An 18,233-nucleotide genomic window follows, 5' to 3' on the forward strand; every position below is an offset into this window, starting at 1 on the left:
TTACAGCGTAGCAAATGGAGGACTGAATGAGCGTAGCAGCACATGTTGATCAGCTGAAAAAGAAACATGAAACTCTCAGTGAGGCCGTAGAGCAGGCCCAGCGCGCACCAGGCATCGACGCCCTTGAAGTTGCAGACCTCAAAAAACAGAAACTCAAACTAAAAGAAGAAATCAGCCGTCTGACAAACTAGACGCAGTGCGGGCGCCAGCGCACCAGTGCCGCGCCCGCTAATGACCGACCGTATCCAGGATCTTCATGGTGTCGGTGATGTATGTTGTCTTGTCAATTTCGGCGAGCATCCAGTCACGGAATGCTTTTACCTGAGGCCTGTTTTCGGTGCCCTCCGGGCAGAGAAACCTGAACCTCGCCCCCGTTGATATGGCTGTTCCATAAGGTGACACGAGCCGCCCCTCATCAATGTCTTTGACCACCAGTGCCCGCCGGCCCAGTACGACCCCGACACCAGCGAGGGCCGCGTCGACGGCGTGATCTGCCTGACTGAATCTCGGCCCGTGCACCGGTGCGAAATCAATGTCCATAGCGTGGAACCAGGCCGACCAGTCACAGGGCGGATCCCTGAGAAAGCTTATTGAATCGTCAAAAATCAGGGGCGCTTCGGTGAGGCTTTCGGCAGTAGGGTACTTTTCCGCAAGGGTCGGGGTCATCACCGGCGCAACCCATTCCTCTGCCAGTGGCAGCGAGAAAACATCCGGGTCATCCTCTGCGCCGAAGCGGATCGCGACGTCGACGGCGTCTCGTGTCAGATCCACCTTTTTCAGAGATGCCGAGAACCGCAGTTCAATTTCCGGATGCGCCTGAGCGAATTCATAAAGGCGCGGCGCCAGCCATTTTGCTGTGAAGGCCGGCCCGGCAGTTACCGTCAGGGTCTGTTCGTCCTGCAGGCGCTGGGCAGAACGCCAACCGGCGGCCAGTGACGCGAAACCATCTGCCACGGCAGGTGCCAGAGCTGCTCCCGCTTCCGTCAGCTCAACCGCCCGGTTCAGGCGGCGGAATACGGGCGCTCCCAGGTGCTCTTCAAGAGACTTTATCTGGAAGCTCAGCGCAGCCGGCGTCACCGAAAGCTCCTCTGCCGCTTTGGCAAAAGACATATGTCGGGCAGCGGCATCAAATGCACGCATAGCTGTCAGTGGGGGCAGTCTGTTACTCATATCAGTTAAATATATCTTGTGTGATACGTTGAAAAGTCTCGTTTGTCGGTTTTGTTAGCGGATGCCATATAGGGTTCAGTTCAGAAACACTGGTCTCAACCGGAAAAGGAATTCAAAAATGTTTGAAGCAACCGCAAATCAGCAGGCCCGCTCGGCAATGCAACGTGCCCACGAAGAACGCGCGCAGGCAATGCGCGATGCGTGGCGCTGGCTGTTTGACTCTTCTTCCCGCTGATCGGCTGCAGCGTTCTTACGGGATGAACAAAGGGCCGGGCCTCAAACGAGACCCGGCCCTTATTGCTTTGCAGAACTGGCGTCAGACGAAGAACTGAGCGCCGTTCGCAGAAATGGTGGAGCCGTTGATGAAGCCCGCGTCGTCAGAGGCAAGGAAGGCCACACAGCGTGCAATCTCTTCCGGCTCACCCAGGCGCCCGGCCGGGATCTGCGCGATGATCGATTCGCGGACCTTCTCCGGGACGGCCATAACCATGTCCGTCGCGATGTAGCCCGGGCAGATGGCGTTGGCCGTGATACCTGCGCGCGCGCCTTCCTGTGCGAGAGATTTTACAATACCCAGATCGCCGGCTTTGGTCGCAGCATAGTTCACCTGAGCGAACTGACCCTTCTGACCGTTGATCGAGCTGATCACGATGATGCGGCCGAATTTACGTTCGCGCATGCCTGGCCAGACCGGGTGGATGGTGTTGAAGACGCCGGTCAGGTTCGTGTCGATGACGTCTTTCCACTGATCAGGTGTCATTTTGTGGAACGGTGCGTCACGGGTAATGCCCGCGTTGGCGACAACCACATCGATGGGCCCCAGATCGGCTTCGACGCTTTCAATACCTGCTTTGCTGGAATCGTAGTCAGCCACGTTCCACTTGTAGGTTTTGATGCCGGTTTCATCTGTGAATTTCGCGGCGGCTTCGTCGTTGCCGGCATAGGTTGCAGCGACGCTGTAGCCTGCGTCTTTCAGTGCTTTGGAAATGGCGGCGCCGATACCCCGGCTGCCTCCGGTGACAAGTGCGACTCGCGACATTGTTGTATTCTCCTGTGTTCGTTGTCAGCTGCCCGGCGGGCAGGTCTGATGGGGCGGGCTGATGTCGTCAGGCGCCGCCCCGGTTGGTTCAGGGACGCTCGAGGCACATGGCGACACCCATGCCGCCGCCGATGCAGAGCGTTGCGAGGCCTTTTTTGGCGTCGCGGCGTTTCATTTCGAACAGCAGAGTGTTCAGGATGCGTGCACCGGACGCGCCAATCGGGTGGCCGATCGCAATCGCACCGCCGTTGACGTTCACAACAGCCGGATCCCAGCCCATGTCCTTGTTGACGGCACAAGCCTGTGCGGCGAAGGCCTCGTTGGCTTCTACCAGATCCAGATCCTCGGCCTTCCAGCCTGCTTTTTCCAGCGCCTTGCGGCTCGCATAGATGGGCCCCGCGCCCATGATGGACGGGTCAAGGCCAACGGTCGCATAGCTTGCAATGCGTGCCAGCGGCTCGATCCCGCGCTTCTCAGCTTCATCTGCGGACATCAGCAGAGCACCAGCCGCGCCATCGTTCAGCCCGGAAGCGTTGGCCGCAGTGACCGAGCCGTCGCGGGTGAACGCAGGGCGCAGTTTCTGCATGGCCTCGATTGTGGCGCCATGGCGGATATATTCATCCTTGTTGACCTCAATATCGCCTTTGCGGGTTTTTACCGTGTAGGTAAAAACCTCATCATCGAATTTGCCGGCTTTCTGGGCTGCTTCGGCTTTGTTTTGCGAAGCGACGGCGAATTCGTCCTGCTGATCACGGCTGATCTGCCACTTTTCGGCAACGTTTTCTGCGGTCTGGCCCATGTGATAGCCGTTAAAGGCATCCCAGAGACCGTCACGGATCATTGTATCGATGTAGGTCATGTCGCCCATCTTGTGGCCGGCGCGCAAAGGAGCGGCATGCGGCGAGAGCGTCATGTTTTCCTGCCCACCGGCAGCCACAATGTCTGCGTCCCCAAGCTGGATATGCTGTGCAGCCAGTGCGACAGAGCGCAGGCCGGATCCACAGACCTGGTTGATCGTCCAGGCCGAGCTTGCCTGGGGCAGACCGGCATTGATGTGCGCCTGACGGGCCGGGTTCTGGCCCTGCGCGGCCGTCAGTACCTGGCCGAGAATGGTTTCGGAAACTTCTGATGCGTCAACACCGGCGCGCGCGACGATCTCCTGCAGCATTGCAGCGCCGAGATCGTGGGCGGGTGTATTTGCGAAAGACCCGCCAAAGCTGCCCACGGCAGTCCTGGCAGCCGATGCGATTACGACGTTCGTCATTGTGTTCTGGTCCTTTGCCTATTGTCCTGTCGGGCCCTGTCAGACAAGCCTGCGCAAGCAGCCGTGGACCCTCCACTTCCATACGGGGGTGCATACAGAATGACAAATAAGCGGACAACATGACGTCCGGTCGCACCGCCTGGTCAGCCGGTTTGCGCCAGGCGCATGGCTTTTCAGGCGGTCACACAGCCTTCTTCATTGCGCGGTCTTCGAGCCAGTGCGGGCGTGTTGTGGCGGCACCGAAATGGTACCCTTGGAGGCAATCAACGCCCAGGCTGACGAGCATGTCAGCGTCCTCCTGATTCTCCACGAACTCGGCAACCGTCAGCATATCGAAGTGCCGGGCAATCGATACCAGCGCTGCGGTCATTACCTGATTGTCCGGATCCTGCGCGATGCCCTGAACGAACTGGCCATCGATCTTAACGATGTCGAAACAGAAGTCCTTGAAATACCGCAAGGCGGTGTAGCCGGCACCGAAATCGTCCATCGCAAAGCTGATGCCTCGGAGCTGGAGACGGTCCATGAAATCAACGACCAGTTCCGGCACCATGATCGTGGAGGATTCGGTGATTTCCAGAACGAGACGTTCCGCAATAAGTTCGTTCCGCGACAGCCACCGGTCCAGCGTACGGTTCCACGCACGGTACCCGATGGATTTGGCTGACATGTTTATGGACAGCCGCAGAGACGGGTTCTCGTGCAGGGCGCGCAGCCCCAGGCCCAGTGCCAGCGTATCAAGCTGGCGCCCAAGCTCGGTATTCTCAATCGCGCCCATGAACTCACCCGCAGGGATGACGCGGCCGGTTTCGTCCAGCACACGGATCAGCCCTTCATAGAGCGCCACTTTGCTCTGGTCCCGCGATTGCATGATTGGCTGATAGGCCAGCAGAACCTGCTTGTGACGGATCGCCTGGGCAACCATGTCCAGCGCGTGACGATCGCGTCTTGAGACCGCGAAGTTGAGCGGATTATCCTCGCCCGGTGGCAGGTCAGCAACGGCTGTTTTTTCTTCGCGGTGCATCTGTCGTCTCCCTGACTATTGCAGCGTCAGATTTGCACCACACACCTTAATTCCCCGTAAATTTTCTCATTTTGTTCTATTTTTATCTGTGTTCTGTTCAAATGCACGGAACAGATACCGAAGGGGATATTTCATGGAGCGCTGCGGCTGGGCCGGACCCGAACAGATCTATCTTGAGTACCATGATACTGACTGGGGTGTGCCCGAATATGACAGCCGGGCGCTGTGGGAAAAACTGATCCTGGATGGGTTTCAGGCCGGGCTCAGCTGGATCACCATTCTGAAAAAGCGTGAGAACTTCCGGGAAGCCTTTGCCGGGTTTGACCCGAACATTATCGCTGCATGGGGACCTGCAGAGGTGGAGAAACTGCTGGGTAATCCGGGAATCATCCGGCATCGCGGTAAAATCGAGGCAACGATCTCGAACGCGAAGGTCTGGCAGACGATCGAAGCGCGCGAGGGTTTTGACCGGTTCCTGTGGAATTATGTCGACGGCGCCCCCCTGCAGAACAGATGGAAGACTTCTGAAGAAGTCCCTGCCTTTACGCCGTTGTCGGAACAGATCTCCAAAGATCTGAAGAAAGAAGGTTTCCGGTTCTGTGGCCCGACCATTGTATATGCCTTCATGCAGGCGGTGGGCATGGTCAATGACCATCTGGTCAGCTGTCACGCCCATGAAAAATGCGCCCGGCTCGCGCAAAGATAAGAGCAGGTCAAATCCGGTGTTACCGTACTGACAGGGATCGGGATGACCGGCCGCTCCTGATCGCGCTTCCGGCATTGACAAGCAAACCTGCGCGGATATAAGCGCGGCTTCATTGGTGTTGGTGGCCTCCGCAAGGGGTTCCCTGTCAGCCCGGCCAAATCCGGGCAGAGGACAACGCCCTCTTAAAACCTGAAAGAGGAGATCAGCCGTGACCAAACGCACGTCTGCCAAGTACAAAATCGATCGCCGCATGGGCGAAAACATCTGGGGTCGCCCCAAATCCCCCGTAAATCGCCGCGAATATGGCCCCGGCCAGCACGGTCAGCGCCGCAAAGGAAAGCTGTCTGATTTCGGCATCCAGCTGCGCGCCAAGCAGAAGCTCAAAGGCTACTATGGCGACCTGACGGAAAAGCAGTTCCGCCGCATCTATGCCGAAGCTGAGCGTGTAAAAGGCGACACAGGTGAAAACCTGATTGGTCTGCTGGAGCGCCGCCTCGACGCCGTTGTATACCGCGCCAAATTCGTGCCGACCGTTTTCGCCGCCCGTCAGTTCGTGAACCACAAGCACGTGCGTGTGAACGGCCAGATCGTGAACATCCCGTCCTACCGCGTGAAAGAAGGCGACGTGATCGAAGTACGTGACCGTTCCAAACAGATGGCCGCGCTGATCGAAGCGACACAGCTGCCTGAGCGTGATGTGCCTGACTACATCGAAGCGGACCACTCCAAAATGTCCGCGCGGTTCGTGCGCACCCCGACACTGGGCGATGTGCCTTACCCGGTCATGATGGAACCGAACCTCGTGGTCGAATTCTACGCGAAGAACTGATTTTCTTCGCAGACCGCCAGAAATTCAGAACCGCGCAGCCTGCTGCGCGGTTTTTTCGTGGGCGGGGCAGGTCCGCCTTTGCGCCCGCCCCCGTTTTCGCTAAGCAATCCATATGACGGACAACCGCATCACAAATATTGCCAGCCTGACGGTCGTGGCCTCAGGTATCCTGTGGGGGTTCTACTGGCTGCCGGTCCGGGCGCTGGAAGAGCAGGGTCTGTCCGGGGCCTGGGGCACTGTTGCGATCACGCTGGCAGCACTCCTTGTCACAACGCCCGTTGTTTTTCTGCGCGGGTTCAGATTGCGGCACGCATCCGGGGCAGGTCTTTGCTGGATCATGCTGGGCGGGGCCGCATTCGCGCTCTATTCCATAGGGTTCGTCTACGGCCGCGTTGCGATCATTATTCTCCTGTTTTTCCTGACACCGGTCTGGAGCACGCTGATTGCACGTTTTGTGATGGGCTGGCACACGCCGGTCCTGCGGCTCTTCGCCATTGCGCTGGGACTGATTGGTCTTGGCATCATGCTCGGCGCGGATGGCCAGTTGCCCTGGCCGCGATCTGTTGGAGAATGGCTGGCACTGATTTCCGGTCTGATGTGGTCTGTTGCGACAACGGGCATGCGGGTCACGCCGGCCCCCGCGCCACCGGAAGCGGTCTTCGTCTTTGCATTCGGGGCCTGTGCCGCCTCGCTCACGCTCGCCTTCGTGCTGGCGCCCTGGCCGGGTGCGGAACTGACCGGGGCGCTGGCAGGCATTGCTGCGCTGGCGCTTGGGACCGGCGCGGTCTGGTGGGGTATCTTCATGGCCGCGCTGATGTGGGCGACGGTGCGGCTTGAACCGGCACGGATGGGCATCCTGCTGATGTCCGAAGTGCTGGTAGGTGCCGCATCGGCGGCGTGGTTTGCCGGTGAATACCTCAGTCCGGCAGAACTGGCCGGTGGGGCGCTCGTGCTCGTTGCGGGTGTGCTGGAGGTCTGGCCCGTACGGCGCGCCGGCACCAACGGCCCACATGGCGCAAAAGACCGCGGTTTTCCGCAGAGTTGACGGTGGCGCTCCTCAACGCAGCCCGGTAGTGTCCGCGCGACAGGAGATGACGAGATGACCACCATGCCACGACCGCAACCCGGCATTATGGATATCGCCCTTTATCAGGGCGGGGCCTCAAAAATCGAGGGCCAGAAAGATCCGCTCAAGCTGAGCTCGAATGAAAACCCGTTCGGCTGCAGCCCGCTCGCCAGTGCGGCAGTCAGTGCGGCGGCTCTGGGCATGCATCGTTATCCCTCCACCGATCATGCGGACCTGCGCGCGGCCATCGCTGGGGTGCATGGCCTGGCCGCTGAACGGATTATCTGCGGTGTGGGTTCAGACGAGCTGCTGACCCTCCTGGCGATGGCCTTTGCCGGGCCGGGTGACGAGGTTCTTTATCCCGAACATGGGTTCTCCATGTACCGGATTTTCGCGCTTTCTGCCGGTGCGACGCCCGTGACCGCACCGGAAAAAGACCGGCGTGTGGACGTAGACGCGCTCATTGCACGCATCACCGACCGGACGCGCCTGATCTATATTGCCAATCCGGCCAATCCCACAGGGACCGCGCTGGAAAGTGACGACCTTGCCCGGCTCGCCGCAGAGGTGCCGTCTGAATGCCTGCTGGTGCTGGATGGTGCCTATGCGGAATTTTCCGAGGGCTATGACGGTGGCGCGGCACTTGTGGATCGCCACCCGAATGTGGTGATGACGCGGACCTTCTCCAAACTCTATGGTCTGGGCGGTCTGCGTGTGGGCTGGGCCTATGCTGCGCAGGATGTGATCGACGTGCTGAACCGGGTGCGCGGACCCTTCAACCTCTCGACCGTAGCCATTGCCGGCGCAAAGGCCGCCATGCTTGACCGCGCCTTTGCTCAGCAGTGCATTCAGGACAACGCCGAACAGCGGGTGCGGCTCACCGGCGGTCTGCGGCAGCTGGGCATTGCCTGCGATGACAGTGCCGCAAATTTCGTGCTGGCCCGGTTCGCGGATGAAGATGAAGCGCTCGCAGCGGATGCGCATCTGAAATCCAGCGGGATCCTCGTACGCCTCGTCAAAGGCTACGGGTTTCCGGAAGCGCTGCGCATCACCGTGGGCAGCGCAGAGGATGTCACGCGTGTGCTCGCGGCACTGGCCGCATTCCGGGGGGCGGTATGAGCGTCATTTACAACCGTGTGGCTCTGATTGGCCTGGGCCTGATCGCCTCCTCGATGTTCTGGGCCACGAAACGCGCGGGCCTCGCCGGAGAGGCCACCGGGTATGCCCGCAGCAGTGCCACCCGCGACACCGCGCGCCGGATCGGTCTGTGTGACCGGGTCTGTGACACCATGGCCGAAGCCGTTGCCGATGCAGATCTGGTCGTCCTTGCGGTGCCCGTTGGCGTTATGGGGGATGTTGCCGCGGAAATCGCCGGTGCGCTGAAGCCCGGTGCCACAGTCACGGATGTGGGCTCGGTCAAACGTGAGGTGATCAACGCAGTGGGGCCGCACCTGCCACCGGGCGTGCATTTTGTGCCGGGCCACCCCCTCGCGGGCACGGAACATTCGGGGCCGGAATCCGGTTTCGCCGAACTTTTCGACGGGCGCTGGTGCCTGCTGGTCCCGCCAGAGGGGACCGATCGCGACGCTGTTGACCGCCTGCGCCACTACTGGGAAGGCTTGGGCAGCAACGTCGAGGAGATGGAAGCGGACCATCATGATCTGGTTCTTGCGGTGACCAGCCATGCACCTCACCTGATCGCCTACACGATGGTTGGTGTGGCCGATGATCTGCGGCGCGTCACCGACAGCGAGGTGATCAAATATTCTGCCGCCGGATTCCGGGACTTTACGCGGATTGCGGCCAGCGACCCGACCATGTGGCGCGATGTGTTCCTGTCCAACCGGGATGCAACCCTGGAAATCCTGGGCCGCTTTACCGAGGAACTGTTTGCCCTGCAGCGAGCGATCCGCACAGGTGACGGAGACCATCTGCACGAATATTTCACGCGCACCCGGGCCATCCGCCGCGGCATCATCGAGGCTGGCCAGGATACGGATGCGCCGGATTTCGGCCGGGGCGCGAAAAAGCCGTGAAGCACCTGCGTCTGTTGCTGTTGTGCTGCGGTATCGCCATGGCGCAGGCCGCCGTGGCTGCCGGGCCGGACACCTCCCTGCGCCCCCAGCTGCGTCCTGAGCAGACGGCCGCACCGCAGGCGCCTGTGGCGCGGTCCGGCGCAGTGTCGAGAGTTCTGCGTCCGGTTGAACGCCCGCAGTCAGTTTTGCGCCGGGGCCGTGAGGCCGCATTGCTGCGCGAACGGGGGGCCATTTGCGGTAACCCTGATGTGCAGGGCGTGAGCATTGGCCGGGTAAGTTCACCCACGCGTGGGTGCGGAATCCCGGAGGCCGTACGCGTCCGGGCTGTGTCCGGAATATCGCTGAGCCCGGCCGCAGTTATGGACTGCCGGACGGCTCTGACACTGAACCACTGGGTGCAGGAATCTGCGGTGCCGCGCCTGCGTGATACGGGGGGCGGGCTGAAGGCCATGCGCGTCATCGGTCACTATGCCTGCCGGACACGCAATAACCGGTCCGGTGCCCGTATTTCCGAGCACGGCAAGGGCAAGGCCATCGATATTTCCGGATTTCGTCTGAGGGATGATACGGAGCTTACGGTTCTGCGCGACTGGAATTCCAAACGCGGGTTTCTGCCGCTCAAGAGCATGCATCGCGACGCCTGTGGCATCTTTGGTACCGTGCTGGGCCCCGGGTCGGACCGTTTTCACCAGGACCATTTTCATTTTGATACGGCACGGCATTTCAACGGTGCTTACTGCCGCTGACGCCGATCAGTGATCTGCGTAAGGGTTCTGACTCAGCGCAGGATCAGACGCGGCGCGGGGCCCAGCGGGATGAACCCCAGCGAAATCAGCCCGCCCGACAGCGTCAGATCCAGATCGAGGGCATCAGTATTGCCGCTGAGACCCGCAAAGGTCTCAAGCGTCCGCGTGACCTGTGGCACCAGCGCGGGTGGCAGGGTGCCGGCCCGCTCGGCCAGCGCGATAATATCACGCCAGTTGCGGACCTGAACGCTCAGCTGGCCTTCGGGCACACCTTCGGCATCCACCGTCATGTCTGCGGCAAACCTGATCTGCAGATCGCCCCAGATGGCTTCCGCGCGTTCCAGCCGGACACGGCGCGGCTGCGGGCGGGCGTCCTCGACCGATGTGATGTCCCAGGCACGGTCGAATGCCACATCACCCGACAGCCGCAGGGCGTCAAAGGTGACGGGCCAGTCCGCCGGTACAAAAAGCGCATCGCGCAGCACCGAACCGGGCCGGACAGCACTGGCATCAAAATTCAGGGCATAGGCCTGCGGATCGTTCTGATCCTGAATCATCGACGCGGTCAGCGGGCCGCCGGAGAGCAGATCGCCTGCGTCCCCGGTGATGCCCCAGTTTTCCGCGTATGCCTGTAGGCGTTCAAGTTCCAGTGCAGTGCCCGGATGCAGGCGCAGACCGGCGATGGCGGCGGAAGTCGTCAGCTGTGCACGTCCTTCCGGACCGGCCAGCGCAATGCCGTCATCCGGCAGCGACAGCGTGATGTAGCCTGGCCACCATGTAGCCGCAGACAGCGTGAGCGCACTGGCCGAAAAGGCGACGCCGGTGCCGGGATCTGCCAGCGCGGGCGCCGCGATGTCAGCTGTCACATCGAGCGGCCAGCCGCTGAGGCCCACGTTTGCCAGCTCTGCCTGCCAGCCTTCCGTGCGCCGCTCTTCGAACCACGTGTAAATGCCCGTACGGATGCCGAAAGCTGTGATGCCCCACCAAGCTGACCACAGAATGCCCGCGATGAGCAATAACCAGACGATCCGCCGCATTCTGCCCCCTTTTCCTTTGGTGCAATTTAAGGTTTACGCAAAGCAGACAAGGAGAACCAGCACGATGACCATGTGGGTATTCGGATATGGCAGTTTGCTGTGGAACCCTGGCTTTGAGGTCGCCGAACAGGTGGTTGCGACCCTGCCGGGCTATGCACGCTCGTTCTGCATGCATTCCATCCACCACCGGGGCACCGAAGAGGCTCCCGGTCTCGTTCTGGCGCTTGATGAGGATCCTGCGCATGCCTGCGAGGGCGTGGCACTGGCGGTGGCGGAAGGGCGCGAAGAGACAACGCTGGCGTATCTGCGCGAGCGGGAGCTGATCTCGTCGGCCTATCTGGAACGTGAGCTGGAGATCGACCTGCATGACAACCGCCGCGTCACAGCGCTGGTCTATGTGATCAACCCGGATCATGTTCAGTATTGTGGCGGGATGCTGCTGGAGGAACAGGCGCAGATCATTGCGCGTGCACGCGGCGGCATGGGGCCGAACGACGAATACCTCTATAACACGGCTCAGCACCTGGCGGACATTGGCCTGCATGACCCGGACCTGGAATGGCTCAGCCATCGCGTCAGGGCGCTGGGCGCATAATTCCTTGGCGCTGCCCGATCTTTTCGGGTTAAATGCGCGCAGAGCAGCACAATAACGGTCAGGAGCGGAAGGCGCATGGCGTTACCGGACCAGGAAATAAGACCTGTATTCTCACAACCTGTCCGTCAGATCTCCCTGATGCTGATTGTGCTGGCGCTGTCGGGCTTTGGCGCCTTTCTTGCGTTGCCCCGTGTGCTGCCGGTGTTCGAGGCCAACCCCTACCTCAACGGGTTCATCCTGTTCGTCTTTGTGATCGGTGTCTTCGCCTGTTTCTATCAGGTGTTCCAGCTGATCGGCTCCGTGCGCTGGATCGAACGTTTTGCCACGGATACGCTGGATTCCAGCATCAAGGCCCCCCAGCTTCTGGCGCCGCTTGCGGCCCTTCTGCGCCAGCGTGGCGCTCGCATGCAGGTGAGTGCCACCTCCAGCCGTTCGATCCTTGAATCCGTCGCCACACGGATCGAGGAAGTCCGGGAAATCACCCGTTATATCGTTAACACGCTGATTTTCCTAGGTCTTCTGGGGACTTTCTATGGCCTTGCCACCACGGTCCCCGCTGTTGTCGACACGATCCGCAACCTCGCACCCGGCGATGGTGAAGGCGGCGTCGAAGTGTTCAACCGGCTCATGTCCGGCCTTGAGGCGCAGCTGGGTGGGATGGGCGTGGCCTTTGCCTCATCGCTTCTGGGGCTTGCGGGCTCGCTGATTGTGGGCCTGCTGGAGCTTTTTGCAGGGCATGGACAGAACCGCTTTTACCGCGAGCTTGAGGAATGGCTCAGCAGCATTACGCGGGTGGGCTTTTCGTCCGGTGACGAGGCGGCTGCGGACGGGAATACCATGGCAGTGGTCGTCGACCACATGGGGGAGCAGATGGAAGCGCTGCAGGCCATGTTCCTTGGTGCGGATGCGCGCAACACCGCAGTGGAACAACGGCTGGGCGAAGTTGTCGGGGCCATTGAGCACATGGCGCAGCGGATCGGTGGTGCTGATCCGACCAATGCTGCGCTTGAACGGGTTGCGGCGGGTCAGGAGCGGCTCATCAGCCTTATCGAGGCACAGGGTCAGGGCGGTGACGGCATCGATGCCGAAAGCCGCATGCGCCTGCGGTCCATCGACGTCCAGATGCTGCGCATCCTTGAGGAAATCTCAGCCGGTCGCCAGGAAAGCATGGCAGAGCTGCGCCGTGACATCGCGGGCCTGACCGAAGCTCTTAAAGCCCGGCGCGCGCGCCCCGCAGCCCCGCGGCGCCCTGACGGAGGCAGCTGAGCATGGCACTCGCCCGACGTACCGGTGCGCGGTTCCAGGCGTCGATCTGGCCGGGTTTCGTGGATGCGATGACGGGATTGCTGCTCGTTCTGATGTTCGTGCTGACGATTTTTATGATCGTGCAGTTTGTCCTCACCGAAAGGATCACAGGACAGGAAACCGAACTGGATCAGCTGGCAGGTGAGGTGGCCGCACTGGCCCAGGCGCTCGGTCTTGAGGAGCAGACCAGTGAAAACCTGCGGAACCGGGTTGGCGCGCTGGATGCCTCCCTGTCGGACGCGCAGGCGCAGATCGCAGCGCTCACGGCGACGCGGGACGCTCAGACCGCGGCCCTGGCTGCGGCGGAAACCCGCATCACCAGCTTTGAGGCACAGGTTGCGGCACTGATCGCGCAGCGTGACACCGCCCTGGGCGACATCGCAGCACTTGAGGAGGTGCGTGACGCTCTGGAGGCAGCGCAGGCGGATCTGCTCAGCGAGCAGGACGCGCTGACGCTGGCGCTCGCTGCGGCGCGCTCAGAAGTGGATGCCCAGGAAGAAGCAGCGCGGCTGGCGGCTGCGCAGCGTGAGGCACTGGATGCGCTTGTGGCGGACCTCCGGGCACAGAACGCAGCTGCGAATGAAGAGATTGGCCAGCTGACGGGGGCCCTCGATGACACCCGCGATGCTCTTTCTGCTGAAGAAGCCGCCCGGCTGGCGGAGGCGGCCGCTGCGGAAGCGCTGCGCGCGCGCCTTGAAAACGCCGATGCGGAGCTGACGGCCATGACGCTGGCGCTGGAGGCACAGCGCAAGGAGGCCGAGGATACGCTGACCCTGCTTGCTGCAGCGCGGGCGGCGGAGGCTGATCTGGACACGGCTCTCGCAGCGGCTCTGCTGCAGCTTGAGGGGTCGCAGGCGACAGGCGCAGAGACTGCACAGGAACTGACAACTGCCCGCGCAAAGATAGATGTACTGCGGGCCGAAACCGATGATCTGCGGACCCGGTTACAGGCCGCAGACGCGCAGCTGTCTGATGCGCAGGCTGCTGCGGCAGAGGAAGAAGCCGCGCGGCTGGCCGCCGAGGCCGCCCGCGTAGCGGCGGAGTCCGCTCTTGACGAAACACGGTCTCTGGCCGAAACGGACAGGGCCGACCTGCGGGCCCGCCTCGCCGAGGCCCTTGCGGCAAAGCTGGCGGCGGAAACGCTGGTGCAGGATACAAGCACAGATGCAGAGCGCCGCGCAGCACTTCTTGCCGAAGCCCGGCGTGCGCTGGCCGAAGAGGAAGCGGCAAGTGCCGAGGCGCAGCGTCAGACGGAGTTGCTGAACCAGCAGGTCGCGGCGTTACGCACGCAGCTGGGTGGGCTGCAGGCCCTGCTGGATGATGCAAAAGAACGGGACGCGGCGCAGCAGGTGCAACTGCAGTCTCTGGGGTCAGACCTGAACACCGCTCTGGCGCGGGTTGCCGCCGAAGAGCGCCGCCGTGCCGACCTGGAAGAAGCGGAAAGGCGCAGGCTGGAAGAAGAAGCGGCCCGTCTTGCTGCAGAAGCTGAGGATCTGGAGCTGTACCGCTCGGAATTTTTTGGCCGGCTGCGTGATGTGTTGGGCACCCAGGAGGGTGTGCGGATCGAGGGCGACCGGTTTGTCTTTTCCTCCGAGGTTCTGTTTGAGCCCGCACGCGCGAACCTGTCGCTGGAAGGTCAGTCTGAGGTTGCCAAGGTCGCGTCAATTCTCGCGGCGGTCGCGGATGAAATCCCGGACGGTATTGACTGGATCATCCGGGTGGATGGTCACACGGACAATCTGCCGCTGTCCGGTTTCGGCGCTTTTGCAGACAACTGGGAGCTGAGCCAGGCCCGTGCCCTGTCAGTGGTGCGGTATATGGTCGAAGCGCTGGGCATTCCGCCCAACCGGCTGGCGGCAAACGGGTTCGGGGAATTTCAGCCTGTGGCGCTGGGCGATACCGAGGAAGCCCGTGCGCAGAACCGCCGGATCGAACTGAAGTTCACGGAACGCTGACAGTCAGTGCGTTTCCCGCGCAGACAAGCCGATAGGACAGTTCAGAGACCAGTGTGTTTTACCAGACGCATGGGGGCAACTCTGGCAGCTGTGGAATAGCCGGCAGTCCCGGCTCACCTGCCGACGAAAAAAGCCCCGCTGTGAAGGGCGGGGCCTTGTTGTTTCTTATTCTGCTGTCAACAGCGGCGGCTTGTCGCCTGAGATACGCGGCTTGTCCGGTCCTTCGATCTTCAGGTCGATCTCGCCGGCCTTCACGCCCACGCGGACCACGCCACCCTTGGCGAGCTTGCCAAAGAGCAGATCTTCAGCCAGCGGCTTCTTGATATGCTCCTGGATCACGCGGCCCAGCGGGCGCGCGCCCATTTTGCTGTCATAGCCTCGTTCAGCCAGCCATTCGGCGGCAGGCTTGGTCAGTTCGATGGTGACGTTGCGGTCCATCAGCTGGGCCTCAAGCTGCAGCACGAACTTCTCAACCACGCGCAGGATGACTTCTTTGGGCAGCGGTGCAAAGCTGATCACTGCGTCCAGACGGTTGCGGAACTCTGGCGTGAACGTCCGTTCAATCGCGGCAGTATCCTCACCCTCGCGGCGGTCGCGCCCAAAGCCGATAGCTTCTTTTGCCTGCTCCGCTGCACCCGCGTTCGATGTCATGATCAGCACGACATTACGGAAATCCACTGTGCGTCCATTGTGATCGGTCAGCCTGCCATGGTCCATCACCTGCAACAGGATGTTATAGACATCCGGGTGCGCTTTCTCCATCTCATCGAGCAGGAGCACGCAATGCGGATGCTGATCGACACCGTCCGTCAGCATGCCGCCCTGATCAAAGCCCACATAGCCCGGAGGTGCACCGATAAGGCGCGATACGGCGTGTTTCTCCATGTATTCGGACATATCAAACCGCAGCAGCTCAACACCCAGCGTATCCGCCAGCTGTTTGGCCACCTCGGTTTTGCCGACCCCGGTCGGGCCCGCAAAGAGGTAGTTGCCGATCGGTTTTTCCGGCTCCCGCAGACCGGCACGCGCCAGCTTGATTGCCGATGAGAGGGCTTCAATGGCCTTGTCCTGGCCAAACACCACACGCTTCAGAGATCCTTCCAGATCCTTCAGCACTTCAGCATCGTCTTTGGACACGTTCTTGGGCGGAATGCGCGCGATTTTGGCAACCACGTTCTCGATCTCTTTTGTGCCGATCGTCTTACGACGCTTGGCTGCCACCACCAGATGCTGCGCGGCACCGGCCTCATCAATCACATCGATGGCACTGTCCGGCAATTTGCGGTCATTGATGTACCGTGATGCCAGCTCCACACTCGTCTTGATCGCATCAGCAGTGTACTTCACCGAATGGTGATCCTCAAAGTAAGGTTTCAGACCGCGCAGGATCTTCACCGCGTCCTCGACAGAAGGCTCGTTCACGTCGATCTTCTGGAACCGGCGGCTCAGCGCGCGGTCCTTTTCAAAGTGCTGGCGGAATTCCTTGTAGGTTGTTGACCCCATTGTGCGCAGCTTGCCGCCTGCAAGCGCGGGTTTCAGCAGGTTGGACGCATCCATTGCACCGCCGGATGTGGCACCCGCGCCGATCACTGTGTGGATCTCATCGATAAAGAGGACCGCATCCCGGTGATCCTCGAGTTCCGCGACCACTGCTTTGAGGCGTTCCTCAAAATCACCCCGGTACCGGGTACCGGCCAGCAATGCGCCCATGTCGAGCGAATAAATGGTTGTCTCGGCAAGAACCTCAGGCGTCTCGCCCGCAACGATCTTGCGTGCGAGCCCCTCCGCGATGGCGGTTTTGCCCACGCCCGGGTCGCCCACCAGCAGCGGGTTGTTCTTGCGGCGGCGGCACAGCACCTGAATGCAGCGTTCTACCTCGGCATCGCGGCCAATCAGCGGGTCAATATCGCCTTCACGCGACTTGGCATTGAGATCCACGCAGTACTTTTCGAGCGCGCTCTCTTTTTTCTCGCCCTCGGTCACGCCCTGGGCCTCTTCTTCGGCTTCGGGGGCGCCGGAAACGGGACGCTGCTCGCCATAGGCGGGGTCTTTGGCGACACCGTGTGCGATGAAATTCACCGCGTCATAACGGGTCATGTCCTGCTCCTGCAGGAAATAGGCCGCATTGCTCTCGCGCTCGGCGAAAATGGCCACCAGCACATTGGCGCCTGTGACTTCCGTGCGGCCCGAGGACTGCACATGGATCGCGGCGCGCTGGATGACCCGCTGGAATGCGGCTGTCGGTACGGCTTCGGAGCCGTCCACATCCGTTACAAGGTTGCTCAGATCCTCATCGACGAATTCCACCAGTGTGGCGCGCAGATCGTCAACATCGACGCTGCAGGCCTTCATCACGCGGGTCGCGTCGGGCTCGTCAATCAGGGCAAGAAGAAGATGCTCGAGGGTGGCAAACTCGTGCTGGCGTGCGTTGGCGAGCGCCAGGGCAGAGTGGATTGCCTGTTCCAGTGTGGTCGAGAATGAAGGCACGGCGCGTGCTCCTTCTGATCGGGGTCGGTGGGAGGGCTGATGAATGCCAGCCCCTCAGCCAACCATGGCCTCATAGTATTAGAGTTTGGTTGATCGCAGCCCGGCTTCAAGTTTTTCTTTGATCTGACGGTCACAAATTGTGTGAAGCCGTCATGCTGGTCACGATACAGGCGTCAGAATGCGTCCTTGCGGGCGCGGATTTCGGCAAAGACGTCCACGTCCGGCGCGTCGGTCAGATCAAGGCGCCTGCGGATGTCCGGGTCAGTAGCTCTCAGAAACGGGTTGGTCGCCAGTTCGAGGGCCAGAGTTGAAGGGACAGTAGGGATCCCGGAGGCCCGCGCCGCCGTGATCTGCTCACTGCGTGATATAAGTTGAGGATTATCCGGATCAATAGTTAACGCGAACTTAGCATTGCTTGCGGTGTATTCATGGCCCGAACAGACCAGCGTTTCGGATGGCAGCTGCATCAGGGCGGACAAAGACGCCCACATCTGCGCCGGCGTGCCTTCAAACAGCCGCCCGCATCCCAGTGCCATAAGACTGTCGGCGGTAAAGACGGCGCCTGCGGCCTCGCAATAAAAGGCAATGTGACCGTTCGTGTGCCCGGAAACATCCATCACGCGCACCCCGTGGCCTGCAAAATCAAAAAGATTTCCATCTGCTACCTGCCGGTCCAGCGCGGGCAGGCGGTGCGCGTCGGCGGCAGCGCCTGTAACCCGGGCTGGATGGGCGTTCAGAACAGCGCCCAGTCCCTGAACATGATCATCGTGATGATGTGTAATCCAGACCTCATCCAGCTGCCATCCGCGGTCCTCCAGGGCGGCCAGCACCGGGGCCGCTTCGGGTACATCCACGAGGGCCGTGCGTCCGGCTGCTGCGTCATGGATCAGAAAGGCGTAGTTATCGCTCAGGCAGGGTATTGTGACAATTTCTGGGGCCATGGTCATTCTCCGGCAGTTTTGCGACACTATATC

General features: G+C 61.2%; 17 protein-coding genes. 10 read left to right on the top strand and 7 right to left on the bottom strand.

Annotated features, from left to right (window positions below):
• Positions 1-26: 26 nt before the first annotated feature.
• Positions 27-191 (top strand): YdcH family protein, encoded by a 165-nt coding sequence (locus tag ACZ1HA_RS20355; RefSeq protein ID WP_375228904.1) that lies wholly within the window; start codon positions 27-29, stop codon positions 189-191.
• A 37-nt stretch (positions 192-228) separates the two neighbouring features.
• Here ACZ1HA_RS20355 and ACZ1HA_RS20360 read toward each other — a convergent pair whose 3' ends face one another.
• From ACZ1HA_RS20360 to ACZ1HA_RS20375, 4 genes are all read right to left on the bottom strand, one after another.
• Positions 229-1,170, bottom strand: coding sequence for a transcriptional regulator GcvA (locus ACZ1HA_RS20360; RefSeq protein ID WP_472715193.1), 942 nt, complete (start codon positions 1,168-1,170; stop codon positions 229-231).
• A 316-nt stretch (positions 1,171-1,486) separates the two neighbouring features.
• Positions 1,487-2,209, bottom strand: coding sequence for an acetoacetyl-CoA reductase (gene phbB / locus ACZ1HA_RS20365; RefSeq protein ID WP_472715194.1), 723 nt, complete (start codon positions 2,207-2,209; stop codon positions 1,487-1,489).
• 88 nt (positions 2,210-2,297) lie between these two features.
• Positions 2,298-3,473, bottom strand: a complete 1,176-nt coding sequence (locus tag ACZ1HA_RS20370; protein WP_375228901.1) for an acetyl-CoA C-acetyltransferase — start codon at positions 3,471-3,473, stop codon at positions 2,298-2,300.
• 181 nt (positions 3,474-3,654) lie between these two features.
• Positions 3,655-4,497 carry an EAL domain-containing protein gene (locus ACZ1HA_RS20375; RefSeq protein ID WP_375228900.1) on the bottom strand — a complete coding sequence of 281 codons (843 nt, stop codon included), beginning with the start codon at positions 4,495-4,497 and terminating at the stop codon, positions 3,655-3,657.
• A 133-nt stretch (positions 4,498-4,630) separates the two neighbouring features.
• On the opposite strand from ACZ1HA_RS20375, the gene ACZ1HA_RS20380 reads away from it, so the two are divergent.
• The 6 genes from ACZ1HA_RS20380 to ACZ1HA_RS20405 all read left to right on the top strand — a co-directional run bounded on the left by ACZ1HA_RS20380 (position 4,631) and on the right by ACZ1HA_RS20405 (position 9,880).
• Positions 4,631-5,203 (top strand): DNA-3-methyladenine glycosylase I, encoded by a 573-nt coding sequence (locus tag ACZ1HA_RS20380; RefSeq protein ID WP_436398027.1) that lies wholly within the window; start codon positions 4,631-4,633, stop codon positions 5,201-5,203.
• 208 nt (positions 5,204-5,411) lie between these two features.
• Entirely contained in the window at positions 5,412-6,032 is a 621-nt protein-coding gene (rpsD, locus tag ACZ1HA_RS20385) for a 30S ribosomal protein S4 (protein ID WP_375228899.1), read from the top strand.
• Between the two features lie 112 nt (positions 6,033-6,144).
• Positions 6,145-7,077 (top strand): DMT family transporter, encoded by a 933-nt coding sequence (locus tag ACZ1HA_RS20390; RefSeq protein WP_472715195.1) that lies wholly within the window; start codon positions 6,145-6,147, stop codon positions 7,075-7,077.
• A gap of 54 nt (positions 7,078-7,131) precedes the next feature.
• Positions 7,132-8,217: a histidinol-phosphate transaminase gene (hisC, locus tag ACZ1HA_RS20395; protein WP_472715196.1), complete on the top strand. Its 1,086-nt coding sequence runs from the start codon at positions 7,132-7,134 to the stop codon at positions 8,215-8,217.
• Positions 8,214-9,134: a prephenate/arogenate dehydrogenase family protein gene (locus ACZ1HA_RS20400; protein WP_472715197.1), complete on the top strand. Its 921-nt coding sequence runs from the start codon at positions 8,214-8,216 to the stop codon at positions 9,132-9,134. Before hisC ends, ACZ1HA_RS20400 begins: the two co-directional genes overlap by 4 nt.
• Positions 9,131-9,880 (top strand): extensin-like domain-containing protein, encoded by a 750-nt coding sequence (locus ACZ1HA_RS20405; RefSeq protein ID WP_472715198.1) that lies wholly within the window; start codon positions 9,131-9,133, stop codon positions 9,878-9,880. Before ACZ1HA_RS20400 ends, ACZ1HA_RS20405 begins: the two co-directional genes overlap by 4 nt.
• Positions 9,881-9,912: 32 nt before the next feature.
• On the opposite strand, the gene ACZ1HA_RS20410 is transcribed toward ACZ1HA_RS20405, so the two are convergent.
• Positions 9,913-10,917, bottom strand: a complete 1,005-nt coding sequence (locus tag ACZ1HA_RS20410) for a DUF2125 domain-containing protein (protein WP_472715199.1) — start codon at positions 10,915-10,917, stop codon at positions 9,913-9,915.
• Between the two features lie 64 nt (positions 10,918-10,981).
• Here ACZ1HA_RS20410 and ACZ1HA_RS20415 point away from each other — a divergent pair, with 64 nt between their 5' ends.
• From ACZ1HA_RS20415 to ACZ1HA_RS20425, 3 genes are all read left to right on the top strand, one after another.
• Complete coding sequence (locus tag ACZ1HA_RS20415; protein WP_472715200.1) at positions 10,982-11,512, top strand: gamma-glutamylcyclotransferase; 531 nt, start codon at positions 10,982-10,984, stop codon at positions 11,510-11,512.
• A gap of 75 nt (positions 11,513-11,587) precedes the next feature.
• Positions 11,588-12,778, top strand: coding sequence for a biopolymer transporter ExbB (locus tag ACZ1HA_RS20420; RefSeq protein ID WP_472715201.1), 1,191 nt, complete (start codon positions 11,588-11,590; stop codon positions 12,776-12,778).
• Positions 12,779-12,780: 2 nt separating this feature from the next.
• Positions 12,781-14,772: a peptidoglycan -binding protein gene (locus ACZ1HA_RS20425; protein WP_472715202.1), complete on the top strand. Its 1,992-nt coding sequence runs from the start codon at positions 12,781-12,783 to the stop codon at positions 14,770-14,772.
• Between the two features lie 165 nt (positions 14,773-14,937).
• Here ACZ1HA_RS20425 and clpA read toward each other — a convergent pair whose 3' ends face one another.
• A complete protein-coding gene (clpA, locus tag ACZ1HA_RS20430) occupies positions 14,938-17,259 on the bottom strand; it encodes an ATP-dependent Clp protease ATP-binding subunit ClpA (RefSeq protein ID WP_472715203.1) in 2,322 nt (773 codons plus the stop codon).
• A 173-nt stretch (positions 17,260-17,432) separates the two neighbouring features.
• Positions 17,433-18,200, bottom strand: coding sequence for a hydroxyacylglutathione hydrolase (gloB, locus tag ACZ1HA_RS20435; protein ID WP_472715204.1), 768 nt, complete (start codon positions 18,198-18,200; stop codon positions 17,433-17,435).
• Positions 18,201-18,233: the final 33 nt, after the last annotated feature.

Source organism: Roseobacter sp. S87, from assembly GCF_055693285.1.